Source organism: Streptomyces sp. NPDC050161 (assembly GCF_044460025.1).
Classification (GTDB): domain Bacteria; phylum Actinomycetota; class Actinomycetes; order Streptomycetales; family Streptomycetaceae; genus Streptomyces.
The window spans coordinates 18866-41783 of record NZ_JBITJM010000010.1; the positions used below are offsets into that span (position 1 = coordinate 18866).

The 22918-nt window shown below is 73.5% G+C and carries 22 protein-coding genes; 12 read left to right on the forward strand and 10 right to left on the reverse strand.

Going from position 1 to position 22918, the window contains the following annotated elements:
- Window positions 1–79: 79 nt before the first annotated feature.
- Together ACIBK8_RS18195 and ACIBK8_RS18200 are read right to left on the reverse strand one after the other, a co-directional pair.
- On the reverse strand, window positions 80–445 hold the full coding sequence (locus ACIBK8_RS18195; protein WP_393681823.1) for a chorismate mutase: 366 nt from the start codon (window positions 443–445) through the stop codon (window positions 80–82).
- 122 nt (window positions 446–567) lie between these two features.
- On the reverse strand, window positions 568–1245 hold the full coding sequence (locus ACIBK8_RS18200; RefSeq protein ID WP_399042857.1) for a GntR family transcriptional regulator: 678 nt from the start codon (window positions 1243–1245) through the stop codon (window positions 568–570).
- A 325-nt stretch (window positions 1246–1570) separates the two neighbouring features.
- Between ACIBK8_RS18200 and ACIBK8_RS18205 the strand changes: the two genes are divergently transcribed.
- The gene (locus tag ACIBK8_RS18205; RefSeq protein ID WP_399042859.1) at window positions 1571–2824 is read left to right on the forward strand and encodes an FAD-dependent monooxygenase; all 1254 of its coding nucleotides are present in this window, start codon (window positions 1571–1573) and stop codon (window positions 2822–2824) included.
- A gap of 325 nt (window positions 2825–3149) precedes the next feature.
- On the forward strand, window positions 3150–4037 hold the full coding sequence (gene fdhD, locus ACIBK8_RS18210) for a formate dehydrogenase accessory sulfurtransferase FdhD (RefSeq protein WP_399042860.1): 888 nt from the start codon (window positions 3150–3152) through the stop codon (window positions 4035–4037).
- Between the two features lie 104 nt (window positions 4038–4141).
- On the opposite strand, the gene ACIBK8_RS18215 is transcribed toward fdhD, so the two are convergent.
- Entirely contained in the window at window positions 4142–4588 is a 447-nt protein-coding gene (locus ACIBK8_RS18215) for a MarR family winged helix-turn-helix transcriptional regulator (RefSeq protein ID WP_399042861.1), read from the reverse strand.
- Between the two features lie 112 nt (window positions 4589–4700).
- On the opposite strand from ACIBK8_RS18215, the gene ACIBK8_RS18220 reads away from it, so the two are divergent.
- On the forward strand, window positions 4701–5642 hold the full coding sequence (locus tag ACIBK8_RS18220; RefSeq protein WP_399042862.1) for a zinc-binding alcohol dehydrogenase family protein: 942 nt from the start codon (window positions 4701–4703) through the stop codon (window positions 5640–5642).
- Between the two features lie 227 nt (window positions 5643–5869).
- Window positions 5870–7885 carry an exo-alpha-sialidase gene (locus ACIBK8_RS18225; protein ID WP_399042864.1) on the forward strand — a complete coding sequence of 672 codons (2016 nt, stop codon included), beginning with the start codon at window positions 5870–5872 and terminating at the stop codon, window positions 7883–7885.
- 49 nt (window positions 7886–7934) lie between these two features.
- On the opposite strand, the gene ACIBK8_RS18230 is transcribed toward ACIBK8_RS18225, so the two are convergent.
- Window positions 7935–9008, reverse strand: coding sequence for a bile acid:sodium symporter family protein (locus tag ACIBK8_RS18230; RefSeq protein WP_399042865.1), 1074 nt, complete (start codon window positions 9006–9008; stop codon window positions 7935–7937).
- 181 nt (window positions 9009–9189) lie between these two features.
- Between ACIBK8_RS18230 and ACIBK8_RS18235 the strand changes: the two genes are divergently transcribed.
- The 3 genes from ACIBK8_RS18235 (at window position 9190) to ACIBK8_RS18245 (ending at window position 13241) form a co-directional block, all read left to right on the forward strand.
- Window positions 9190–10053 carry a LysR substrate-binding domain-containing protein gene (locus tag ACIBK8_RS18235; protein ID WP_393681836.1) on the forward strand — a complete coding sequence of 288 codons (864 nt, stop codon included), beginning with the start codon at window positions 9190–9192 and terminating at the stop codon, window positions 10051–10053.
- A gap of 402 nt (window positions 10054–10455) precedes the next feature.
- A complete protein-coding gene (locus tag ACIBK8_RS18240) occupies window positions 10456–12282 on the forward strand; it encodes an AMP-dependent synthetase/ligase (RefSeq protein WP_399042866.1) in 1827 nt (608 codons plus the stop codon).
- Between the two features lie 125 nt (window positions 12283–12407).
- On the forward strand, window positions 12408–13241 hold the full coding sequence (locus tag ACIBK8_RS18245) for an aldo/keto reductase (RefSeq protein WP_399042868.1): 834 nt from the start codon (window positions 12408–12410) through the stop codon (window positions 13239–13241).
- A 66-nt stretch (window positions 13242–13307) separates the two neighbouring features.
- On the opposite strand, the gene ACIBK8_RS18250 is transcribed toward ACIBK8_RS18245, so the two are convergent.
- Together ACIBK8_RS18250 and ACIBK8_RS18255 are read right to left on the reverse strand one after the other, a co-directional pair.
- Window positions 13308–13769 (reverse strand): hypothetical protein, encoded by a 462-nt coding sequence (locus tag ACIBK8_RS18250; protein WP_399042869.1) that lies wholly within the window; start codon window positions 13767–13769, stop codon window positions 13308–13310.
- A gap of 147 nt (window positions 13770–13916) precedes the next feature.
- Window positions 13917–14900 (reverse strand): class I SAM-dependent methyltransferase, encoded by a 984-nt coding sequence (locus ACIBK8_RS18255; protein WP_399042870.1) that lies wholly within the window; start codon window positions 14898–14900, stop codon window positions 13917–13919.
- A gap of 122 nt (window positions 14901–15022) precedes the next feature.
- On the opposite strand from ACIBK8_RS18255, the gene ACIBK8_RS18260 reads away from it, so the two are divergent.
- From ACIBK8_RS18260 to ACIBK8_RS18270, 3 genes are all read left to right on the forward strand, one after another.
- Window positions 15023–16123, forward strand: a complete 1101-nt coding sequence (locus tag ACIBK8_RS18260) for a DUF1266 domain-containing protein (RefSeq protein ID WP_399042871.1) — start codon at window positions 15023–15025, stop codon at window positions 16121–16123.
- Window positions 16124–16192: 69 nt separating this feature from the next.
- Window positions 16193–17587, forward strand: coding sequence for a cryptochrome/photolyase family protein (locus ACIBK8_RS18265; protein ID WP_399042872.1), 1395 nt, complete (start codon window positions 16193–16195; stop codon window positions 17585–17587).
- Between the two features lie 92 nt (window positions 17588–17679).
- Window positions 17680–18543 (forward strand): endo alpha-1,4 polygalactosaminidase, encoded by an 864-nt coding sequence (locus ACIBK8_RS18270; RefSeq protein WP_399042873.1) that lies wholly within the window; start codon window positions 17680–17682, stop codon window positions 18541–18543.
- A gap of 23 nt (window positions 18544–18566) precedes the next feature.
- Here the strand turns inward: ACIBK8_RS18270 and ACIBK8_RS18275 are convergent, their stop codons facing one another.
- From ACIBK8_RS18275 to ACIBK8_RS18285, 3 genes are read right to left on the reverse strand one after another with little or no spacing between them, the layout of a single operon-like run.
- Window positions 18567–18926 carry a hypothetical protein gene (locus tag ACIBK8_RS18275; protein WP_399042874.1) on the reverse strand — a complete coding sequence of 120 codons (360 nt, stop codon included), beginning with the start codon at window positions 18924–18926 and terminating at the stop codon, window positions 18567–18569.
- Window positions 18923–19606 carry a hypothetical protein gene (locus tag ACIBK8_RS18280; RefSeq protein ID WP_399042875.1) on the reverse strand — a complete coding sequence of 228 codons (684 nt, stop codon included), beginning with the start codon at window positions 19604–19606 and terminating at the stop codon, window positions 18923–18925. The genes ACIBK8_RS18275 and ACIBK8_RS18280 overlap by 4 nt, the downstream gene beginning before the upstream one ends.
- On the reverse strand, window positions 19597–20142 hold the full coding sequence (locus ACIBK8_RS18285) for an RNA polymerase sigma factor (RefSeq protein ID WP_399042876.1): 546 nt from the start codon (window positions 20140–20142) through the stop codon (window positions 19597–19599). Before ACIBK8_RS18285 ends, ACIBK8_RS18280 begins: the two co-directional genes overlap by 10 nt.
- 597 nt (window positions 20143–20739) lie before the next feature.
- Here ACIBK8_RS18285 and ACIBK8_RS18290 point away from each other — a divergent pair.
- Both ACIBK8_RS18290 and ACIBK8_RS18295 read left to right on the forward strand, forming a co-directional pair.
- On the forward strand, window positions 20740–21387 hold the full coding sequence (locus ACIBK8_RS18290) for a DUF6286 domain-containing protein (protein WP_399042877.1): 648 nt from the start codon (window positions 20740–20742) through the stop codon (window positions 21385–21387).
- A 77-nt stretch (window positions 21388–21464) separates the two neighbouring features.
- A complete protein-coding gene (locus ACIBK8_RS18295) occupies window positions 21465–22400 on the forward strand; it encodes a YihY/virulence factor BrkB family protein (RefSeq protein ID WP_399043012.1) in 936 nt (311 codons plus the stop codon).
- A gap of 12 nt (window positions 22401–22412) precedes the next feature.
- Here the strand turns inward: ACIBK8_RS18295 and ACIBK8_RS18300 are convergent, their stop codons facing one another.
- The gene (locus ACIBK8_RS18300; RefSeq protein WP_399042878.1) at window positions 22413–22721 is read right to left on the reverse strand and encodes a 4a-hydroxytetrahydrobiopterin dehydratase; all 309 of its coding nucleotides are present in this window, start codon (window positions 22719–22721) and stop codon (window positions 22413–22415) included.
- Window positions 22722–22918: the final 197 nt, after the last annotated feature.

Consider the following 22918-nt stretch of genomic DNA (forward strand, 5'->3'; position numbering starts at 1 on the left):
GGCCGGCAGGATGACGAAGGCGGACGGTGCCTCATCGGCGCCGCCCGCCTCGCCTGCTGTGCAGGGCCTGCCGTACGCGTCAGCCTTCCGGGGTGCCGTTCTCCTCCAGCGTGCGGTCGGCGATCGCCCGGTGGTGCCGTACGACCTCGCTGATGATGAAGTTCAGGAACTTCTCGGCGAAGGCCGGGTCGAGCCGGGCGTCGGCCGCCAGGGTGCGCAGCCGCTCGATCTGGGCCGCCTCACGGGCCGGGTCGGCGGGCGGCAGGCTGTGTCTGGCCTTCAACTCGCCTACCTGCTGGGTGCACTTGAAGCGCTCGGCGAGCAGATGCACCAGCGCGGCGTCGAGGTTGTCGATGCTGCTGCGCAGGTGGAGCAGCCGCTCCCGGGCCGCTTCGTCGGCGACGCGGGCCGCGTCGCCGGCCGCCGCTGCTGTCCCTTCGCTCATGTACCTCTCGCCATTCGTCATCGGTGGTGCGTGAACGGGTGCACATTACCCGCCGACCGGGACGCCGCCGATGTGCGTCTCGGGGAGCGGACCGGACCGCCTGGAGCCGGGCGGCGCGGTTCTCAGGTCTGCGCGCGTTCGTGGTAGGTGCGGCGGGTGTGTTCGGTGTGCGTCCGCATGACGGCCGCGGCGCGGGCCGCGTCACGGTCGGCGATCGCGTCGATCAGCTCCCGGTGCTCGATCCAGGACTGCTTGCCGCGCTGTCTGGCCACCGGTGTGTAGTACCACCGCACCCGTCTCCCGACCTGCGCGGACAGTTCGGCGAGCACGGTGTTGCCGGCGAGTTCCATCACCTTGTCGTGGAAGGCGGCGTTGGCCGCGACCGCGCCGTCCACGTCGTCGTCGTGCACCGCGCGCTCGCCGGTGGCGCACAGCGCCTCCAGTTCCGCGATGCCCGCGGACCCGCTGGCCGCCGCGGCAAGACCGGCCGCCTCGGCCTCCAGGAGCGTACGGACCGTCAGCAGCTGATCGGCCTCCTCCTCGGTCGGCTCGTGCACGAACGCGCCCTGCGCGGGCCGCAGATCGATCCAGCCGTCGGTGTTCAGCCGCTGCAACGCCTCGCGCACCGGCTGCCGGGACACGCCCAGGTGACCGGCGAGTTCACTCTCGACCAGATGCTGCCCCGGGCGCAGCGCGCGGGTGGTGATCAGCTCCAGCAGCGCTTCGTAGACCCGCTCACGCAGCGGCCCCGGCCGTTCGAGCTTCGGGACGGCACCCTGCGGTAGTCCGGTGGACAGCATCGAGATCCCCCTCTGTGGACGTCTGCAGGAGCGTACGCACCTACAGGACCGCGGACCGACGGCATCGGCCCGCGCGACGACGGAACGGCACAACACGGTGCGATGGGCTATCGCTCACGGCTCTCACGCGTGGGCTGTCGCAATGGGCAATTGGTTATCGTCTACAGTCTACCGACTCCCCCTCCCCCGCGCAGGACGACCGCCGATCTGCCGCCCCGGCCCTCTCGCGCCCTCGCCAACTGCGGGGAGAATGAACCTCATTGGGGCCGGCGGCACCGTCGGCAGGAAGCGCCGGATCCCCGGCGCCCGGCAGAGGGCGACAACCATGCGCAACAGCGGGTTCACGACGGCGGGGGCCGATATCGCGATCGTCGGCGGCAGCGTCGCAGGCTGCGCGACCGCGCTCGCCGCACACCGCGCGGGCGCCGGCCGGATCACCGTCTTCGAGCGGGCCGCCGGACAACTGGCCGACCGCGGCGCCGGCGTCGCGGTGCACAACGACCGCTACGCCGAACTGGCCGCCGCAGGCTACCTCGACGCCTCAATGCCGTGGGTCCGGCTGACCACCCGTCGCTGGTACGTCAGGGACGGCCGCACCCCGTTCGGCCGCGAGATCGCCGCCCTGCCGTTCCCGTTCCGCTCCTCCTGCTGGGGGCCGCTCTGGCGGGAGTTACGACGACGGCTGCCGGCGGACGTCACGTTCCGCGCCGGGGCGACGGTGCGCGAGGTCGCGGCGACGGCCGATGGCGCCACGCTGCGCTGCGAAGGCGAAGGCGCGGACGACACCCACCGCTACGACCTGGTCATCGGCGCCGACGGCTACCGCTCGGCGGTGCGGCAGGCGGCGTTCCCCGGCGTCCGGCCCGCCTACGCCGGCTATCTGGCCTGGCGCGGCGCGGTCCCCTGCGAACTGCTCGCCACCCTCGACCAGCCCGGCATGCCGCCCTCCGGCTGGGCCGAGGAAGACTGTGTCTATGCCGTCTTCCCCGGCGGCCACGTCATCATCTACCGCATTCCCGACGGCCGGGGCGGCCACCGCGCCAACTGGGTCCTCTACACCACCCCGCCCCCTGGCCTCGACCTCCGCCTGGACACCCCCACCAGCCTGCCGCCCGGCACTCTCTCCGACGCGCTGCACACCCATCTGCGCCATGTCGCCGACGAGTTGCTGCCCCCGTACTGGGGCGGACTGATCCGCCTGACACCCGCCGCCGAACGCTTCGTCCAACCGCTCTACGACTTCACCGCGCCCGACTACGTCTCCGGAAGGCTGCTGCTGGCCGGGGACGCGGCCACCGTCGCACGACCGCACACGGGGGCCGGCGCGGTCAAGGCGCTCCAGGACGCCGCCGCGCTGGAGCGGGTGCTGCACACCGTCCGCGAGCGGCCCGGTTCCCTGGCGGCGTACGGCAGCGGGCGCGGCGCGACCGGCCGGTCGATGGTGGAGCTCGGCCGGCGGCTCGGCCGGTGGCTGGTCCTGGAGACGCCGGACTGGCCGGCGCTGGACCGGGAAGCGCTGGCCCGGCAGTGGGCCGCTTCCGACGCCTCGGGGACCTTCGGCGGGAACGAACTCCGTTGATGAACTCCGTTCCTGAGCACGGGAGTTGACCGAAACCCGCCCTTCACCGCACCCCTCGTCGCCACCCCCTTGCCGGTCGCGGGCGAATACTGTAGACAATGCCTGCTCACCTTGTCGGCCGCCCGGAGCGCCGGCGCACGCCGCTCATGGCGCCGCCCGCCGCCCCGTCCGGCGCGTACAGGACAATGAGAGCGTCAAGGGCCGAGACCACAGGGCCGCAGCACGGTCCGGTGGCCCCCGGCGGCCCCCCGCACGGGAACCGCTTCGGCCGGCCGCACAGAGCGCACCGGACGAGCTGCACCGGTGAGGACGGGACTGATCAGACATGGGACGGGTCACCGAGCGACGCCGCGTCATCCGCATCCGCGACGGGGTGCAGACCGCCACCCGCCCGGACACGCTCGTCGCCGAGGAGCCGATGGAGATACGGCTGGGCGGCAAGCCCCTGGCCATCACCATGCGCACACCGGGTGACGACTTCGCGCTGGCCGCCGGCTTCCTCGTCAGCGAGGGAGTCCTGGCGTCCGCCGACGAGCTGGCGCACATCGTCTACTGCGCGGGCGCCGTCGGCAGCGAGGGAACGCCGCTGGCCGTGGCCGATGGCGGCGCGAACACCTACAACGTCGTCGACGTGCGCCTGGCGCCGGGCGTGCCGGTTCCCGACATCACCCTGGAGCGCAACGTCTACACCACGTCGTCCTGCGGCCTGTGCGGCAAGGCGAGCCTGGACGCGGTGCGCACCACGGCGCGCTGGGCGCTCGACACCTCCGACGACACCCCGGTCCGGATCGACCCGGCGACCCTGAGCGTCCTCCCCGACCGGCTCCGGGCCGCCCAGCGCGTCTTCGACCGGACCGGGGGCCTGCACGCGGCGGCGCTGTTCAGCGCGGACGGTGAACTGCTCGACATACGGGAGGACGTCGGGCGGCACAACGCCGTCGACAAGATCGTCGGCCGGGCGCTGCAACAGGGCCTGCTGCCGCTGTCGTCGAGCGTGCTGATGGTGTCGGGGCGGGCCTCCTTCGAGCTGGCGCAGAAGGCGGTGATGGCCGGCATCCCCGTCCTCGCGGCCGTCTCCGCCCCGTCCTCGCTCGCCGTCGATCTCGCCGCCGAAACCGGCCTGACGCTGGTCGGCTTCCTGCGCGGCGCCTCCATGAACGTGTACGCGGGCGAGCACCGGATCGCCCTGCCGGCCCCGGCAGGGCGGGCCTGAGGCCCCCCGCGACACGGACCGGCGGGCCGGCCGGCGAAACGCGCGCCCCCTGCGCCGCCGGCCCGCATACGGCCCGCTCCCCGGGGTCACCCCCCGGGTGATCTTCAGCCCTCCCCGGGCCGCACGATCCGGGTGAGCAGGGCGACCAACTGGGCGCGCTCGTCCGGCGTCAGGGCCGCGGTCAGTTCCGCGTTGGCCTCATCGCCGAGCTTCTGCGTACGGCGCAGCCTGCGCCGCCCCTCGGTGGAGATCTCGACGGCGTTCTTCCGCCGGTCCCTGGCGTCGGGGCTGCGGGTGACAAGACCGTCCTTCTGAAGGTCGTTGACGACGGCGACCATGTCCTTGGGGTCGATGCCCAGCGTGCGGCCCAGGTCGGCCTGCGAGACCGGGCCGCTCTCGGCGACGGCCGACAGCACCGCGTGATGCATCATCCGCATCCCTTCGGCGGCCAGCGCATCGGCGACGAGCCGGTGCCCGCGGGCGGCGGCACGGCCCAGCAGCCAACTGGGGAGCACACGGATACGGCTGGGGGCGTACGGGGTGTCGGCCATGGCGCCAGGCTATCGAGAATCCATGGGGGCTCCCAACGGAAAACCGTTGGCGGTCCCCATGGACAGCGATTACCGTTGGGGCCCCCAACGAACCTTCCGGAGGTATCCGCCCATGCGGCGCATTCGGCATTACACCTACGGCGGCCCCGAAGTCCTGCGCATCGAAGAGGCCGAGCCGCCCGTCCCCGGCCCCGGCGAACTCCTCGTGCGGACGGCGGCGATCGGCGTCACGCTGCCGTGCGTGCGCCGGGTGCGCGGTGATGGCAACGGCGGCGGCGACCCGCTGCCCGGCACCATCGGGGGCGAGATCGCCGGCGAGGTCGTCGCACTCGGCCCGGAGACCACCGGCTTCGCCGTCGGCGACCGCGTCACCTCGCTCACCCTCACCGGCTCGTACGCCGAACTCGCCCTCGCCCCGGCGTTCCTGGCCAGCCACATCCCCGACGGCGCGAGCGCGGTGCAGGCCGTCGCCCTGGTCCGCGGCGGGCACGTCGCGCTCGCCGCACTCGACACCGCGGCGCCGACCGGCACCGAGTCCGTCCTGATCACCGGCGCGGCCAGCGGCACCGGACACCTCGCGGTCCAGCTGGCCAAGCTCCGGGGCGTGCCGCGCGTGGTGGCGGCCGTCGGCTCCGACGCCAAGGCGGACTTCGTCCGCGCACTGGGCGCCGACGAGGTCGTCACGTACGACCAGGCATCCTGGGGCGAGCCGGCTGACATCGTCCTGGACGGCGTGGGCGGCGAGCTGCTGCCGCGCGCACTCGGCGCGCTGGCCACCGGCGGCCGTCTGATCTTCTTCAACTCCGGCGGCGGCACGGTCCCGGCATACGAGCTGCTCGCCGGGTCCAAGACCCTCACCGGACTGACGATGCGGCACTTCTCCACCGCGCACCGTGAGCTGTACGACCGGCACCACACCCAGCTGTGGGAGCTGGCCGGCTCCGGTCGGCTGCGGGCGGCCGTGCACACCGAACTGCCGCTGGCCGACGCGGCGAAGGCGCACGCGATCATCGAGGCCCGCAGCAATCTGGGCAAGGTCGTGCTCCGGCCGTGACACCCGTCGGGCGCCGGGCGCACGGCAGCGGTACGCGCCCGGCGTACGCGGCGCCGACGGCGCGCCCGCCACGGTCCGGGCGGGTGAATTCCGGTCCGGGACGGGCCAACCGGCGCACACTCCTTGTCGCGCTGTAGCGGCGGCAGTACGTTCCGTCACAGGACATGGGACGTGGGATGTCCTGTCCTGATGACCGACGCCCGACGCCTCGAAGGGCAGGCCGGACCATGACGTCAGTTCTCCGCGCACACTCCACTCCCCGCAGCAGAACCCGGCGGCGCGCCATCGCCGCCTTCGCCGCGCTGGCCACCGCGGCGCTCACCCTGCTCCCCACCGCTCAGGCCGGCGCCGCACCCGGCCGCGCCGCCACGCTCCCGGCCGGGGCGCGGAGCACCGGCCCGGCGGGCGGGTTCGACCAGCAGGTCCTCTTCAGGGCGGACAGCGAAGAGGGCTACGCCTGCTTCCGTATACCGGCCGTCGTCGAGTCGGCACACGGCACCCTGCTCGCCTTCGCCGAGGGGCGGGTGCACGACTGCGGCGACGCCGGCGACATCGACCTCGTCCTCAAGCGCTCGGCCGACGGGGGCCGCACCTGGGGCCCGCTCCAGGTCGTCAACGAGGGCGGCGGCGACACCCACGGCAATCCGGTGCCCGTCGTCGACCGCCGCACCGGCCGCATCGTCCTCGCCGAGACCTACAACACCGGCCGCACCGACGGCCTCAACTGCGCCATCCCCTGCGACCGCACCCCCCACCTCCAGTACAGCGACGACGACGGCGCCACCTGGTCGGCGCCCCGCGACCTCACCCCCGCCGTCCGGCCCCCGCAGTGGAACTCCTGGTACACGACGGGCCCGGTGCACGGCATCCAGCTCACGCGCGGGCGGCACGCGGGGCGGCTGATCGTCGGCGTCAATGCCGAGAGCTACGCGGACGGCCGGGTCACCGCCAACCACGCGGCCCTCGTCCACAGCGACGACGGCGGTGACACCTGGCGGGTCGGCGCCGTCGACAGCTGGCCGATCGCCGCGGGCGCCGCTCCCCGGGTACCGGAAATGAACGACGGAAGCCCGCAATGGGCGGGCGCCTTCCGCCAAAAACCCTCCGAAATGGCCCTCCTGGAACGCTCCGACGGCTCGGTCTACGTCAACGGGCGCGAGCAGGACGGCACGGACCTCGGCCACCGCACCGTCGCGGTCAGCCGGGACGGCGGCGACTCCTTCAGCACCCCGTTCCGCGCGCTCCCCGACCTCTACACCCCGATGGTGCAGGCATCGGCGCTCCGCCTTCCGCCGTCCCGCGCCACCGGCGGCCACGGCCGGACCCTGCTCGCGGCGCCCGCCGACCCCGAACGGCGGCGCACCATGACCATCCGCTCCTCCTGGGACGAGGGCCGCACCTGGGAGGGGGTCGAGCGGGGCGCCCGCGTCACCACGGACTGGTCCGGCTACTCGGACCTGGTCGCCATCTCCCCCGACGTCACCGGCCTGTTCTACGAAGGCGGCGCCGCCGACGCCCGCGACGAACTGCGCTTCGCCCGCTTCACCCAGCAGTGGCTCGGCCCGCGCCGTGCCCCCGACCCGACGACCCGGGACACCGCCCCGGGCGCTCCCGGCGCCCTGGTCCTGGGCGGGGCCAGGACCACCGACGGCGTCTTCGGCCGCGCCCTGGCCTTCGACGGCAGCGACGACGCGGTCCGCCTCCCGTTCCGCGCTTCCCTCCCGCTGGGCACCGACGCCTTCACATGCAGCCTCTGGTTCCGTTACGACGCGACCGGCGGCGAGCAGCCACTGCTGTGGATGGGCGGGTCCGGCGCCGCGGCACCGCAGGTCACGCTGGTCGGCGACCCGGCGCACGGCAGGATCACCGGCCGGCTGACCGCCGTGGAAGGCGCGGCGCGTCCGGCCACCGCCACGGTCTCCACCGCGGGTTCCTACAACGACGGGCGCTGGCACCATCTCGCCCTGCGCCGCGGCGGCGGACGGCTGTGGCTGACCGTGGACGGCACGGCGACCACGACGGCGCACGACGTGCCGGGATCGGTCAGCCGCGGCTCCGTCTTCGGCGTGCACCTCGGCCAACGGCTCGACGGCCGGGCGCAGTTCACCGGCGCACTCGACGAGGTCGGCGTCTACCGCGGGGCGCTGACCGACCAGGAGCTGACCGGCCTGCGCACCACGGGCGCCGCACCGTCAGGGCCGACGGTGCTGCGGCTCCCGCTCGACCGGGTACGGGGCCGCTGACCGCGACCGGGCCCGGCGGTCCGCCGGGCCCGGTACCTGCGATCCGCCGCTATCCCCGGGAACTCCCGGCGCCCACCGCGGCCTCGTCGGCGGCCGGCCGCCCGCTCACCGCCGGTACGTCCGGTGCGTCCGGGGCGACCGCTTCCTCCGCCGCCTGCGCCGCGTACCGCTTCGCCAGCACCGCGCAGACCATCAGCTGCATCTGGTGGAAGACCATCAGCGGCAGCACCGCGAGGCCGGCCTGCGCGCCGAACAGCACGCTGGCCATCGGCAGCCCCGCCGCCAGGCTCTTCTTCGACCCGGCGAAAGTGATCGCGATCCGGTCCTCGCGGCTGAAGCCCAGCTTCTTCGAGCCGTACGACGTCGCGGTCAGCATCGCCGCGAGCAGCACGGCCAGCACCCCCACCAGGCACAGCAGCCGCAGCGGCGACACCTGGCTCCAGATGCCCCCGACCATGCCGGCGCTGAAGGCGCTGTAGACGACGAGCAGGATCGAGCCGCGGTCCACGAAGCCGAGCAGCTTCTTGTGCCGGGTGATGAAGCCGCCGATCCAGCGGCGCAGCAACTGGCCCGCCAGGAACGGCAGCAGCAGCTGGCAGACGATCGAGACCAGCGAGTCGGCCGAGAAGCCGGCGCCCTCGCCGTCCAGTACCAGCGCGGCGAGCAGCGGGGTGACGACGATGCCGATGAGGCTGGAGAACGATCCGGCGCAGATCGCCGCCGCGACGTTGCCCCGCGCGATGGAGGTGAAGGCGATGGAGGACTGGATGGTGGACGGCACCAGGCACAGGAACAGCAGCCCGGTGTAGAGGTTGGCGGGCAGGACGTGCGGCACCAGCACGCGGGCCGCCAGGCCGAGCACGGGGAAGAGCACGAACGTGCAGGCCAGGGCGGTCAGATGGAGCCGCCAGTGGCGCAGTCCCGTCATCGCCTCGCGGGTGGAGAGGCGGGATCCGTAGAGGAAGAAGAGCAGCGAGACGGCGCCGGTGGAGGCGCCGTCCGCGACGGTGGCGGCCGGACCGGACGCGGGCAGCAGGGCGGCGAGCCCGACCGTCCCGAGGAGCGCCAGGATGTAGCCGTCCACGGGCAGCCAGGAGGGCAGGGAAAACGAAGGGCGGCGCATGGATCTCACTTCAGGTCGTTCGGCGGTCACGGGTGGCATGGACGGTGCCCTCGCCAGATTGCCGGTTGCTCCGGCAATCGGGAACCCCGTTTACCGTGGTCACTGTCATCGCGAATAATGATGCCCATCCGGCCTGCGGCTTCAAGAGGCGCGCCGCACTTCTACGCCATGGAGGTGGCCGATGTTCGACCCCGTACAACTACGTACTTTTCTGACCGTCGCGCAGACACTGAGCTTCACCCAGGCCGCACAGCGCATGGGGCTGCGGCAGTCGACCGTGAGCCAGCACGTACGCAAGCTGGAGGAGGCGGCCGGGCGGCGGCTGTTCGCCCGGGATACGCACGGCGTCGAACTGACCGAGGACGGCGAGGCCATGCTCGGCTTCGCCCGCACCATCCTGGAGGCGAACGAGCGGGCCGCCGGCTTCTTCGCGGGGACGCGGCTGCGCGGCCGGCTGCGGTTCGGCGCGTCCGAGGACTTCGTGCTGACGCGGATGCCGGAGGTCCTGGAGGGGTTCCGCCGCGAGCACCCCGAGGTCGACCTGGAGCTGACCGTCGAACTGTCGGGCACACTCCACAAGCTGCTGGCGGCCGGCCGGCTCGACCTGGTGCTGGCGAAGCGGAACTCCGACGAGGCCCGCGGGCAACTGGTGTGGCGGGACCGCCTGGTGTGGGTGGGCACCGACCGGCTGCGGCTGGATCCGCACCGTCCGGTACCGCTGGTCGCCTTCCCGCCGCCCGCCGTCACCCGCGCCCGCGCGCTGGACGCCCTGGAGCGCCAGGGCCGCGCCTGGCGCATCGCGTGCACCAGCGGCAGCCTGAACGGGCTGATCGCCGCGACCCGCGCGGGCCTCGGCGTGATGGCCCACACCCTCGGCATGATCCCGCCCGGCCTGGTACGCCTCCCGTCCCGGACCGGGCTGCCCGAACTGGGCGACGTGGACTTCGTCCTGCTGTACGGCCGGCGCTCCGGCGCGGAGCGCGGACCCGCCGAGGCGCTGGCCGACGCGATCCTGGCCGGCGGCGACCGACTGCACCTCCCTTAGGCGGACGGGCGCACGGACACATCGCCGCAAAACCCCCGAACTCCCCTGCTCCTACCGTCGATTTCCAGCCGTCCCGAACTGTTGTGCCCCGCGCGCCCCGGGCCGTCGCGACTCCCGCTCCCCCGGGGCCGCTCACCGCCCGTACCGGCCCGCCACAGCGGTCGGAACCCGCGCCGCAGAGCCGAAAACAGTGCAGAGATTTGGTGCAGATAAAGCCCCGGCGTGGTGATCGTTCCGCACCGAATCGACCGGATCATGTCCTGTCTTCTCCGGAGTGACCCGGTTTCGCCGGATGACCAAGGACTGTGCAACCGGGCGCGGGGCATGGTACGGACCTCCCGCGTGACGTTCCTGTGGGGTACGGTCGCGGCCCTGTGAGGAGTACCACGAGGAGCTGGGTCATTGCGCGAGTTCACCGTCCCGCCTTTGGCGACCGCGCCCCGGGTCGGCGGGCTGGCGGACGCCGTCTTCGACCACGCCGACACCGATCCCGGACGGATCGCCCTCGCGCGTAAGGACGACGAAGGGCACTGGAAGGACGTCACCGCGGGGCAGTTCAGGGATGAGGTGCTCGCCCTCGCCAAGGGCCTGCTCGCCCAGGGCGTCCGCTTCGGCGACCGGGTCGGCATCATGTCCCGCACCCGCTACGAGTGGACCGTTTTCGACTTCGCCCTGTGGTCCATCGGCGCCCAGACCGTCCCGCTCTACCCCACCTCGTCCGCCGAGCAGGTCTTCTGGATGCTGCACAACGCGGACGTCTCGGCGTGCCTGGTCGAGCACGAGGACCACGCGATGACCGTCGGCTCGGTCATCGACCGGCTGCCCCAACTGCGCAAACTGTGGCAGCTCGACGCGGACCCGGTGGCGGAACTGACCGCTGCCGGGGCGCACATCGACGACGACGTCGTGCACCGCCACCGGATGGCGGTCACCCCCGACGCCACGGCCACGCTCATATACACCTCGGGCACCACCGGCCGCCCCAAGGGCTGCATCGTCTCGCACGCCAACTTCATGGCCGAGGCCGACAACATCGTCGAGCGCTACGAGTCGGTGTTCCACTCCAAGCCGGGCGACGAGGCGTCCACACTGCTCTTCCTGCCGCTGGCGCACGTCTTCGGGCGGATGGTCCAGGTCGCGGCCGTCCGCGGCCGGGTCAAGCTGGGGCACCAGCCCGAGCTGAGCGCCCGCGCGCTGCTGCCCGACCTCCAGTCCTTCCGGCCCAGCTTCATCCTCGCGGTGCCGTACATCTTCGAGAAGGTCTTCGCCGCGGCCCGGCGCAAGGCGGAGTCCGAGGGGAAGCTCGGGCCGTTCGACAAGGCCGTCGACGTCTCGGTCCGCTACGCCGAGGCCATGGAACACAAGGCGTTCGGCACCGGCGGCGGCCCCGGCGCCTCGCTGCGGATGCAGCACCAGTTCTTCGACAAGGTCGTCTACAGCAAGGTCAGGGAGGCGATGGGCGGCCGGGTCCGGCACGCGATGTCCGGCGGCTCGGCGATGGAACGCCGCCTCGGCCTGTTCTTCGCCGGCGCCGGAGTGCGGATCTTCGAGGGCTACGGCCTGACGGAGAGCACCGCCGCCGCCACCGCCAACCCGCCCGAGCGCACCCGCTTCGGCACCGTCGGCACCCCGATCCCCGGCACGACCGTGCACATCGCCGACGACGGCGAGATCTGGCTGCACGGCGGCCAGATCTTCCACGGCTACCTCAACGACAAGAAGGCGACCGACGCCGTACTGCACGACGGCTGGTTCGCCACCGGCGATCTGGGCGCGCTGGACGAGGACGGCTATCTGACGATCACCGGCCGCAAGAAGGAGGTGCTGATCACCTCCGGCGGCAAGACGGTGTCACCGGTGGTCCTGGAGGAGCGGGTGCGGGCGCACCCGCTGGTGGCGCAGTGCATCGTCGTCGGCAACAACAGGCCGTTCATCGCGGCGCTGGTGACCCTCGACCCGGAGGCCGTCACGCACTGGCTGACGATGCGGGGCAAGCCGGAGATGCCGCCGACCGACCTGGTGCGCGACCCCGACCTGGAGACCGAGATCCGGCGCGCGGTGGTCGCCGCCAACACCCTTGTCTCGCAGGCCGAGTCGATCCGTACCTTCCGGATACTCGCCAACCAGTTCAGCGAGGAGCACGGGCTGCTGACGCCGTCCCTGAAGCTGAAGCGCAGGGCGATCGAGGCGGCCTACCTGGTCGAGGTGGACGCGCTGTACCGGGGCTGACCGGCCGGGCGGAGCCGACGGATCGGGTGATTCTCCGCATGTCGTGGGCCGGTGCGGGAATGCGGGAGCGCGGATGATCGTTGTCATTCGCGAACACGCAAGCCGACGTAAGGATCGCATTCCCCGTGAGCCAGGTCCCCACCATCACGCTCAACAACGGCGTCTCGATGCCGCAGCTCGGATTCGGCGTCTGGCAGGTGCCGGACGACGAGGCGGCCACCGCCGTCGGCCACGCCCTTGAGGCGGGCTACCGCAGCATCGACACCGCTGCCATCTACGGCAACGAAGAGGGCACGGGCAGGGCCATCGCCGCTTCCGGCATCGCCCGTGACGACCTGTTCGTCACGACGAAGCTCTGGAACTCCGAGCAGGGCTACGACTCCACTCTGCGCGCCTTCGACACCTCGCTCGCCAAGCTGGGCCTCGACCACGTCGACCTGTACCTCATCCACTGGCCGCTGCCGGCCAAGGACACGTACATCGACACCTACCGCGCCTTCGAGAAGATCTACGCGGACGGCCGCGCCAAGGCCATCGGCGTCTCCAACTTCCAGCCCGCCCACCTGGAGCGGCTGCTGGGCGAGACGTCCGTCGTGCCCGCGGTCAACCAGATCGAGCTGCACCCGCAGTTCGCCCAGGCACAGGCCCGCGCCGTGCACGCCCGCCACCACATCGCGACCGAAGCCTGGTCGCCGCTGGGCCAGGGCAAGGGACTCCTGGAGGACCCGTCGCTCGCCCGCATCGCGGACAAGCACGGCAAGACCCCCGCCCAGGTCGTGCTGCGCTGGCACCTCCAGCTCGGCAACGTCGTCATCCCGAAGTCGGTGACCCCCTCGCGCATCGCGGCGAACATCGACGTCTTCGGCTTTGAGCTGGACGACGCCGACCTCGCGGCCATCGCCGAGCTGGACAACGGCACCCGGCTTGGCCCGGACCCGGACACCTTCGACGTGGCCTGACCCGGCCGTCCCGTCGCAACGGCGCCGCCGCCCCGTCACCGCGGAGCGGCGGCGCCGTCGTGTCCGTCAGCGGCGGCGGCACCGCCTGCCGCGCCGGGATCCTGACGGGCAGCACCAGCGCGCCCCGGAGCTGAGCAGGCCGAGGCCGATCCCCAGCATCCAGGTGTCCTTGGCCAGCGGGATGCCGTCCGGGGTGGGACGCAGGCTGCCGGATTCACGCATTCCGGGAAGGCGCAGGTAGAGACCGACGAGGCCGGCGGAGAACCCGGTGAGGCCGACACCGGCGATCCGGCTGGGCACGAAGGGGGCGAGCAGGGCGCCGCCGACGGCGAGTTCCGCGCAGGCCAGGAGCTTGGTGAACTTCTGGGCCTCGATCTTCTCCAGGAAGGGGTACGCCGTGCAGGCCATGCCGTGCACGCCCTCGGCCGTCGCCTGGTCGGCGTGGAGTTTGCCGAGGCCGGAGTTGAGGATGAACGCGCCTGTGGCGAGGCGCGGGGCCACGTCGCGCGGATCGGGCACCAGCTTCATCGGAGCCTCCATCGATCGGGTCGTCGGCCCCCTCACCGAGCTTAGCCAGCGGGCTCCGGGGCTGCCACGCCGCCGGGAGACGGCCGGCCGGACCGGGCACCGCGCGGCCCGCCCTCCGGGCTGAGGGCGGGACGCACCGGCGGCTCGTCAGTGTGCGCGGGCGGTGTGCACGGTCTGGGCGGTGAGCAGGAAGACGTCGGGGCGGCGGGCGACGCCGGCCGGGTCGTCCGGGTCGGTGAGGCGGCCGATGGTGGCCAGGTCGTCGGGGGCGAACAGGTCGCCGTGCATCTCGGCGCTGCGGGACAGACCCTCCAGGACGTAGGCGCGGCCTTCGGCGGACAGCGGGGCCGGCAGGTCCAGCAGGAAGCTGCGGGTGCGCGGGGTGTGCAGGCCGGCTTCGGTCAGCATCGCGGGCCAGTCCTCGACGACGGCGGCGGCGCCCGGCAGCTCGGCCCTCATCTGCGCGAACCACTCCTCGGTCGTCGCTTCGAGTCTGGCCTGGAGACCGGGGCGGCCGATGCCGATGTCGCGCGGCAGCGACCGCGGGGCCAGCCCGCCTTCCGATACGGCGAGCAGCCCGCCGGGCCGCAGGTGGCGGGCGAGGGCGGCGACGGCGCGCTGCTGGTCGCCCACGTGGTGCAGGGCCTTGCTCGTCCAGATCAGATCGGCGTCGCCGACCGGTCCGGACACGGGGCGGTCGGCGGATCCGGAGCCGTCACCGGAGACCGTCGGCGCGTCCAGGCCGTCCGGGAGTTCGGCGATGTGGGTGCGGACGCGGTCGGCGAGCCCGAGGCGGTCGGCGCGGGCGCGGGCGCGGGCCAGCAGGGGTTCGCTGGAGTCCACCGCGACGACCTCGGCCTCGGGGAAGGCGCGGGCGAGGAGACAGGTGGTGACACCAGGCCCGCTGCCGACGTCGAGGATGCGGCGTACCGGGCCGCGGTCGTCCGCCGCGGGCGGGGCGAGCAGTTCGCGGAGCCAGGCGGCGGCCTGTTCGAAGACCGGGGTGTGCAGTTCGGCGCCGCTCTCCAGCAGCGGGCCGAGCACCGCCCAGTCCATGTCGTGGGTGTGGTGGTGGGCGGCGGTGTGCGCGGGGGCGGGCCGGGAGCCGTGACGGTGGTCGTCGTGAGTCATGGCGCCGAGCCTGCGGTATCGGAGCGCCGGGGAGCAAAGTTCCTTGCCGGTCCGGCAACCACCCGGGCGCCGCCCGTACCGCCGGGCGCCGTAGTGTCACTCCCGTGGGTACTCCGGGATGGATGCCGCCGACGGATATCGAGCGGCGGCTGTGTGAAGCGACGGCGCGTGGTGACCGGGACGGGCAGATAGCGGCCGTCGCGGGCGAGGACATGTATTTGGCGGTGCCGCAGCAGGGCCAGGATCCGCTGCCGGTCTACGACGACCCCGTGGCGGGCGGGAAGTGCATTCCCGTCCTGACCCGCGGGATGCTGCCGCCCTGGCAGCCGCAGCAGTTCTTCGACCGGGTCTCGGTGGAGGAACTGGCGCAGGACTGGCCGAACGGCAAGTGGCACCTCGCGGTCAACCCGGGCACGCCGTGTGCCGCGTATCTGGCCGCGACGGCCGCGCACCGCGCCGTCTGGCTACAGGCCCGCGGGCAGTTCGGCGTGCGGCCCGGCGGCCTGCTCAGCACGCATGCGGCGGGGCCGCTGCACGGCCCGCTCGCCCAGGGACTGGCCTGCGGGGCGCCGATCGCCGTGCACCACAGCGTCCCGTGGAACGAGCTGGGCACCGTCTTCCTCGACCACGCGTCGGACGCGCAGACGCTGCGGGACCAGTGGTCGGTGACCGATCCGGCGACCTGGCAGCAGCGGCTTGACCAGCTGCTCGGCGGGCAGTTCGTCCCGGCCGGCACGGAGGAGGCGCTGCGTGCCCGCGCCGCCGGTACACAGGACGCCCCGAAGGACGCCGTCCGCGAGGGGGACGACGCGGAGCCCGCGGCGGCCCGCAAGGAGGACGACGGGGAGGCCGGGGACACCGATGTGCCCGAGCTGGTGACCCGTTACGAAGAGCGGTTCCGCGCGGACGGGTTGCTGCCCGCGGGCGGCGAGGTCGTCTCGCTCGTCGCGTTGGACCTCGCCCACGCCGTGAACCTCGTCCGCTGGGGCCTGGGCGCCAGGCTGTGCGCGCCGCCGCAGGCCGAGCAGGCGGTGCTGCGGGTCGGCGCGCAGGCCAGGGAGGTGTACGGCTCCTGGGACGAGTTCGCCGCCGGGTATGCGCTGGGCCGGATGCTCGCGTTCGACAACGGCTGGTTCGGCGCCCCGTACGCCGAGGCGCTGCACGTCCACCGGGTCCTCACGCAGGATCCCGCGTCGCCGTGGCGGGGGCTCGCCTTCGCCTGACCGGCCGGGCCGCCGCCGTACCGGCCCCGTGCGTGCGAGGCCGGGGCCGGGGTGCGGTAAGGCTGTGTCATGGATGTGACGGTTTGTCTGTTCAGTTCTGATCTGCGGTTGCACGATCAGCCCGTCCTGGATGCCGCGCTGCGCTCCGGTACCCGGGTGGTGCCGCTGTTCGTCGTCGACTCCGGTGTCGCGGACGCGGGGTTCGTGGTGCCCAACCGCGCGGCGTTCCTGGCAGACGCGCTGGCCGATCTCGCGGCCGGGCTCCGTGACCGCGGCGGGCGGCTGATCATCCGTACGGGTGAGGTGGTCGCCGAGACCTGCCGGGTGGCCGAGGAGACCGGGGCCGGTGAGGTGCACGTCGCGGCCGGGGTCTCGGCGTACGCGGTGCGCAGGGAGCGCCGGCTGGGCGCGGAGCTGGCCGCGGCGCGGCGGGCGCTGGTGGTGCACGACGGAGTGATCACGGCGGTGCCGCCGGGCGCCGTACTGCCGACGGGAGCGCGGCGCACGGGCGGCGGCAGCGGCCATTTCGCCGTCTTCACGCCGTACTTCAGGCGCTGGCGGGCCAAGGGGCTGCGCACGGTGCGGCCCGCGCCGCGCACCGTCGCGGTACCGGACGGGGTGCGCTCCGATCCGCTCCCGGCCGCCGGTGACCTGTGCCCCGGCGGGAGCCCGTCCCCGGCGCTGCCCGAAGGCGGCGAGACGGCGGGCCGCCGCCGCTTCGCGGCCTGGCAGCGGTCCGGTCTGGCCGCCTACGAGGACCGGCACGACGACCTGCCGGGCGACGCCACCTCGCGCCTGTCGCCGTATCTGCACTTCGGCTGCCTCTCGCCGGTGGAGCTGGTCCGCAAGGCGGCCAGCCGGGACGATCCGGGCGCGCGGGCCTTCGTACGGCAGCTCGCCTGGCGGGACTTCCACCATCAGGTGCTGGCCGCGCGCCCGGACGCGGCGTCCTGCGACTACCGCGCCAGGGGCGACCGCTGGCGGCGGGACACCGCCGAGGTGACGGCGTGGCAGGAGGGCCGCACCGGCTACCCGGTCGTGGACGCGGCGATGCGGCAGCTGCTGCACGAGGGCTGGATGCACAACCGCGCGCGGATGCTGGTCGCCGGGTTCCTGACGAAGACGCTGTACGTGGACTGGCGGGTGGGCGCGCGGCACTTCCTGGACCTGCTGGTGGACGGCGACCTCGCCAACAACCAGCTGAACTGGCAGTGGATGGCGGGCACCGGCACCGACACCCGCCCCAACCGGGTGCTCAACCCGGTCGTCCAGGGCAGGCGGTTCGATCCGCGCGGCGCGTATGTGCGGCGCTGGGTACCGGAGTTGGCGCGGCTGGAGGGCGCTGCGGTGCACCGTCCGTGGACGCTGGAAGCGCGGGAGCGGGCGGCGTACGACTACCCGGAGCCGCTGGTGGATCCGGCGGACGGGCCGGCCCGCTTCCGCCGGGCGCGCGGGCTGGACTGACGGCCGGTGGGCGGGAATCGGCGGGCGGCCCGTAATCTTCCTCCCGTCGTCCCGCCCCGCCTCACTGCCCCGACCGAAAGCCGAATGCCGCCGTGTCCCGTCAACTCCGCCGCGGCGTGCCCGCGCTCCTGCTCGTACTGGCCTGCCTCGCGGGGTGCACCCCCACCACCGGTTCCGGAGAGCCGCACTCCGGTTCGGCCGCCCCGACCGGGGCCGAGGCGAAGGACGTACGGCAGCCGCGTGCCCACGCCGCGTTCGACTACCAACTGGGCGGCCCGTACCGGCCCGCGTCCGATGTGCGGGTGGTCTCCCGCGACCGCACCGCGAAACCCGCGGACGGCCGCTACAACATCTGCTACGTCAACGCGTTCCAGACCCAGCCGGGCGAGCAGGCCCTGCGCTGGTGGCAGCGGAAACACCCCGATCTGCTCCTGCGCGAGGGCGGGCCCGACGGCGACCTGGTCATCGACGAGGACTGGGACGAGCCGCTGCTGGACATCTCGACCGGCGCGCGGCGTGCCGCGCTGGCCGATGTGGTGGGCCGCTGGATCGACGGGTGCGCCGACGCGGGATTCGACGCGGTGGAGCCCGACAACCTCGACTCCTACCAGCGCTCCCAGGGCCTGCTCGACGCCGACGACGCGACGGCCTTCGCCCGCCTGCTCGCCGAACGCGCCCACCGCAAGGGCCTGGCCATCGCCCAGAAGAACACCACGGACCTGCTCGGCGCGCACACCCGTATCGGCTTCGACTTCGCCGTGACCGAGGAGTGCGGTCGCTACGGGGAGTGCGAGGAGTTCGCCAGGGCCTACGACGACCGGGTCTTCGACATCGAGTACCGGGCAGCGGACTTCGCCGCGGCCTGCCGGACCTGGGGTTCCTCCCTCGCCCTCGTCCTGCGCGACCGCGACGTCCGCCCGAAGGGCGAGAGCGGTCACGTCCACCGGCACTGCTGACCCGCGGCGGGCGGAGCAGCTCCTCAGGTGATGTCGGTGACCGTCACGGTGACGCTCACCTCGGGGCCCTGGCCGCCGTCCGCGAGCGCTTCCCGTACGGCGGTTTCGGTACGGGCCCGGACCGCGCGGGTGACGTCGACGGCCCGGTGGCCGGTGCGGACCGCGAGGTGGATGCGCAGGTGCCAGCGTTCGGGGTGGTCCCGGCGCTCGGCCCGTACTCCGGCCATGCGGGTGTCGGCCACCGGGCCGCCGCCCGGCCCGCGCGGCACCGCGCCGCGCAGCAGATCGCCGAGGCCGGGCCGGAGGAAGGCCACGCCGGGCGTCTCCCGGGCCGCGTCGGCGGCGGCGTGCAGCACCAGCGCGTGCCGTTGCGGCCGGCTCATGCGGGGCCCTCCTCCTCGTCGGGTTCGGCACGGCGGTCGGGGGCTGCGGTCGCGGCCCGGGGCGCGCCGTCCGGTCCGGCGGTGCCGTCCCCGTCGTCCCCGGTGTCGTCCAGCAGGTCCACGACGCGGACGTCGATCTCTTCGACGTCCATGCCGACGCCGTCCCCGGCCACGGACCTGATCTGGCGGCGGACCCGCTCGGCCAGTTCGGGCACGGGCCAGGTGAAGCCGGCCGCCAGTTCCACGACCACCTTGACCGGTCCGCCGGGGGTGGTCGGGGTGACCCGGCAGCTGCCCGCGTGCACGCCAGGCACCCGTTCCGCCGCGGCCCTGAACGCCTTGGCCGCCGCCGCCTCGGTGATCCAGGCGTCGTCGCCCGGCTCGCCGAGCGGCAGTGTGCGGCCGGGCCGGATTTCGGTCCTGACCAGGTCCATCACCCGCGCGGTGAAGCGGTCGGCGATCCGCTGTGCGTGCGCCCCCGCGCTCTCGGCCGCGTCCGCCTGCCGCGTCTCGCTGACGTACCGGTGCAGCACGCCGAGGCGGCTCAGCGCCTCCCGGCAGTACGGGCACCCGGCGAGGTGCGGATCGTCCGCCCCTTCGGTCTCCTCCGCCTGGCTCCACACCGACGACAGCGTTCGGCCGCACGGCAGGATCGGGTCGTCGTCATCGGTCAGCGCCATGCGCCCATCACCTCCGTCAGATAACGGCGTGCTCGGAACACCCTCCCACGCACCGCCTGGTGGCTGGTGCCCACGACCTCGGCGATCTCCTCGTACGACAGGCCGTGCAACTCCCGCAGCACCCAGCAGGCGCGCTGCTCGGGGGTGAGGCCGGTGAGGGCATCGGACAGGGCCTCGACGGCCGCGGTGGACTCCGCGGCGCGCACCGGTGACGACGCGTGCTCGGGAGCGGTCGGTTCGGGGACCGAGCCGAGGTCCTGGGTGGGGCGCCGGCTCCGCAGCACGTTCAGGCACCGGTTGGTCACGATCCGGTACATCCAGGTGGAGAACGCGGCATCGCCCCGGAATTCCGGCATCCGCCGCCAGGCGCTGACGAACGCCTCCTGCACGGCGTCCTCCGCGTCGGCGCGGCTGCCGAGCAGCCGGGTGGCGAGGCTCAGGAGCAACCCGCTGTGGCGGCGTACCAGCACTTCGAAGGCCCCTTCGTCCCCCTCACCGGCACGTACGGCCAGTAGGGCATCGCTGGGTCCTGGCACTCATCGGCTCCTCTCCTCCGTGCGCGGTCGTGGCCCCTGCCGCCCTTGGGACAGCGCGGGGCAAAAATCCTCACGCAGGAGATTCGTAACCGATCGGACCGTGGATGGGCGGGCATTCCGGCCGAATATTTCCCGCCTGTCGTGCGTGACACCCACCGGTCGCCGGGGTCGGAGCCGGTGCACGGCGGTCCCCGCGGCGCGAACGCGGCAGCGGCGTCCGTCCCACGGACACGACGAGGAGCCGGTCGCGATGCCCGCTACGGTGACCACGAACTCCACCGCTCCGGGCGCCGCCCAGGCGGGCGCGTCCCGGGCTGCCGGACCCCCGGGGACGGACCGCTCATCTCCAGCCCCTGGGAGGACGCGCCGGGCGGCACGGTGCACGTACCGTGCCCTTACGGGGACACGCCGAGCCAGTGGGGGCACATACCGATGAACGCATCAGGGACCGGCCCGCCGGCGGGCATGGCGCCGGGCCGGGTCTGACGGGCCGGAGCCATGAGGTTGACTGCATCAGGGCGGCGGGCAGGCGGGGCGGAGTGCCCGGAGCGGCCGCGGAATCCGGAGAGGCCGGTGGGCGGCGTGAGGAGGACGGCGATGGATCGTCGTGAGGTGACGGCGGGGGCTGCCGCGCAGCGGCCGTACGCGGCGGGGAGCGCCGGTGCGGCCGGGCGGGGCGGCGGGCGGACGCGTGCCAGGCGGCGGGCCGGGGCGGCGCGGCGCGGGGCCGTGGCGCTGCCCGCCCTGATGGGCCTGATCGGCTGCGGCGCCCTGCTTGCGCCGCGCTTCGTGGCTTCCTTCGGGGGCCAACTCCCTTCCTGGTCCCACTTGTTGAGCCACCTACCGGCCGCCGTGCACACCACCGACCGGTGGGTGATCGGCGGCGCTTCGGCCCTCGCGCTGGCCGGGGTGGCGATGGTGGCGCTGGCGCTCACGCCGGGCGCGCGCCGGGAGTTGGCGACGGAACCGCTGCTGCCCGGCGTGCGGGCCTCGCTCGACCGCCGGGGTGTCGGCGCCCTGCTGCGCGATACGGCCCTGCGCGTGCCGGGCATAACGGGCGCCCGGGTGCGGGTGCGTGGCCGGCGGGCCGTGGTGCGGGCGGTACTGGCCTTCGGCGACCCCACCGAGGTCCTCGATGCGCTCACCGCCGAACTCGCCGCCCGCCGCGACCGGCTGGGCCTCCTCCGCCCGCCCCGCCTGGTGATCCGGATCGCCCCGGTCGGCTACCGGCCCCGCACCCCGTGAGCCCCCGGCACGTCCCTGACACCACGCCGGCGGACACCGTACGGGACGGTGCGCCGACGCAGCCCCGTACGACGCCGCTGCCGAGCTGGGCGCAGTGCCGCACCGCGCTGCGCCGTACGCCGGTGTCGGTCTGGAACGACGACGTGACGGACTGGGCGGCGAGCCTGACGTACTACTCCGTCCTGGCGCTGCTGCCCTCGCTGATCGTGACGGTGTCGCTGATCGGGCTCGCCGACCCCGCGGCGACCGAGCAGCTGATCAACCACCTCACGTCGATCGCCCCCGCCCAGTCGGGCCCGCCGCTGCGGCGCGCGCTGGTCGGCATGGCGCACCAGCGGACCGCCGCCTGGCTGCTGGTGAGCGGCGCGCTGGTCAGCGCGCTGTGGTCGTCGTGCAGCTATCTGGCGGTGTTCCGGCGGGCGTTGCACGCGATGAACCGGGTACGGGACGACCGGCCGCCGTGGCGCAAGGCGCCGCGCATCCTCGCCACCGCGCTGCTGCTGATGGCGTTGCTGATCAGCAGCGCGGTGGCCCTGCTGATCAGCGGGCCGATCGCCTCGGCGGTCAGCCGGTCGCTGGGGCTCGGCGCGTTCGGCGAGGACACCTGGAGCATCCTCCAGTGGCCGTTGCTGCTGGTGTTGGCGGTGGTCCTGGTGATGGTGCTGTTCCGGTCGGGGCCGCCGAGTTCCCGCGGGGTGCGCCGGGTGGTCCCCGGCGGGGTGGTCTCGGTCCTGCTGTGGCTGGTGTCGTCCGCGGCCTTCACGTTCTACGCGTCCTACGTCGGCACCTTCAACCGCCTCTACGGTTCGCTCGCCGGGCCGCTGGTCTTCCTCATCTGGCTGTGGTTCTCGCACCTCTCGCTGCTGTCCGGCGCCCAGTTCAACGTCGAACTGGCCCGCGCGGGCTGGGTGGCACCGGGCCGGAAGCGCCGGACCCGGCAGGCGCCGCGGCCGGACGCCGAGGCCGGTCCGCCGCCGGCTTCCGGCCCCGGCGCGACAGGGCACCAGGAGTAGGGGACGCGGCTCTCAGCTCGCGCCGTGGCCGGGTGCGATGGCCTCGATGCGCCGGGCCAGGCCGAAGTCGAGGGCGGTGATCCGGCCGCCGATGCTGTGCGTGTTCACCGCCACGGCCAGGTCGTGGTAGCCGAGGGTGAGATCCGCGTGGTGGTCCAACTCCTCCTGGATCTGGGCGATATGGACGACCATCACGGCGGCCGGGAGGTGCCCGGCGAAGCGATAGCCGCGCCGCAGCATGCCGTCGGACACCGACCATCCGGGCAGCTCCGCGAGGCGGTCGCCGATCTCCTCGTCACCGAGCGGTTCCACCTTGGCCATGGCACTCATCTCCCTCACTCCGCCGCCGCCCCGCACCTGCGGGCTCGCGCCTTCCAGCCTGGCACGCCCGCACGTCACCGCATCCGCCCAACGCCTCACAATTTTTTGCGCAAAGTCCAGCAAGCGGCGGGTGCGCGACCCTCGATGCGATCCCTCCACACCCTCTCCATTCCACGCCTGAACGGACGGAATCCCTT

Bases quoted from the DNA above. Each gene is read 5' to 3' on its own strand.
- ACIBK8_RS18195 (WP_393681823.1), bottom strand. From the start codon at position 445: ATGAGCGAAGGGACAGCAGCGGCGGCCGGCGACGCGGCCCGCGTCGCC.
- ACIBK8_RS18200 (WP_399042857.1), bottom strand. From the start codon at position 1,245: ATGCTGTCCACCGGACTACCGCAGGGTGCCGTCCCGAAGCTCGAACGG.
- ACIBK8_RS18205 (WP_399042859.1), top strand. From the start codon at position 1,571: ATGCGCAACAGCGGGTTCACGACGGCGGGGGCCGATATCGCGATCGTC.
- fdhD (WP_399042860.1), top strand. From the start codon at position 3,150: ATGGGACGGGTCACCGAGCGACGCCGCGTCATCCGCATCCGCGACGGG.
- ACIBK8_RS18215 (WP_399042861.1), bottom strand. From the start codon at position 4,588: ATGGCCGACACCCCGTACGCCCCCAGCCGTATCCGTGTGCTCCCCAGT.
- ACIBK8_RS18220 (WP_399042862.1), top strand. From the start codon at position 4,701: ATGCGGCGCATTCGGCATTACACCTACGGCGGCCCCGAAGTCCTGCGC.
- ACIBK8_RS18225 (WP_399042864.1), top strand. From the start codon at position 5,870: ATGACGTCAGTTCTCCGCGCACACTCCACTCCCCGCAGCAGAACCCGG.
- ACIBK8_RS18230 (WP_399042865.1), bottom strand. From the start codon at position 9,008: ATGCGCCGCCCTTCGTTTTCCCTGCCCTCCTGGCTGCCCGTGGACGGC.
- ACIBK8_RS18235 (WP_393681836.1), top strand. From the start codon at position 9,190: ATGTTCGACCCCGTACAACTACGTACTTTTCTGACCGTCGCGCAGACA.
- ACIBK8_RS18250 (WP_399042869.1), bottom strand. From the start codon at position 13,769: ATGAAGCTGGTGCCCGATCCGCGCGACGTGGCCCCGCGCCTCGCCACA.
- ACIBK8_RS18255 (WP_399042870.1), bottom strand. From the start codon at position 14,900: ATGACTCACGACGACCACCGTCACGGCTCCCGGCCCGCCCCCGCGCAC.
- ACIBK8_RS18260 (WP_399042871.1), top strand. From the start codon at position 15,023: ATGCCGCCGACGGATATCGAGCGGCGGCTGTGTGAAGCGACGGCGCGT.
- ACIBK8_RS18265 (WP_399042872.1), top strand. From the start codon at position 16,193: ATGGATGTGACGGTTTGTCTGTTCAGTTCTGATCTGCGGTTGCACGAT.
- ACIBK8_RS18275 (WP_399042874.1), bottom strand. From the start codon at position 18,926: ATGAGCCGGCCGCAACGGCACGCGCTGGTGCTGCACGCCGCCGCCGAC.
- ACIBK8_RS18280 (WP_399042875.1), bottom strand. From the start codon at position 19,606: ATGGCGCTGACCGATGACGACGACCCGATCCTGCCGTGCGGCCGAACG.
- ACIBK8_RS18290 (WP_399042877.1), top strand. From the start codon at position 20,740: ATGGATCGTCGTGAGGTGACGGCGGGGGCTGCCGCGCAGCGGCCGTAC.
- ACIBK8_RS18300 (WP_399042878.1), bottom strand. From the start codon at position 22,721: ATGGCCAAGGTGGAACCGCTCGGTGACGAGGAGATCGGCGACCGCCTC.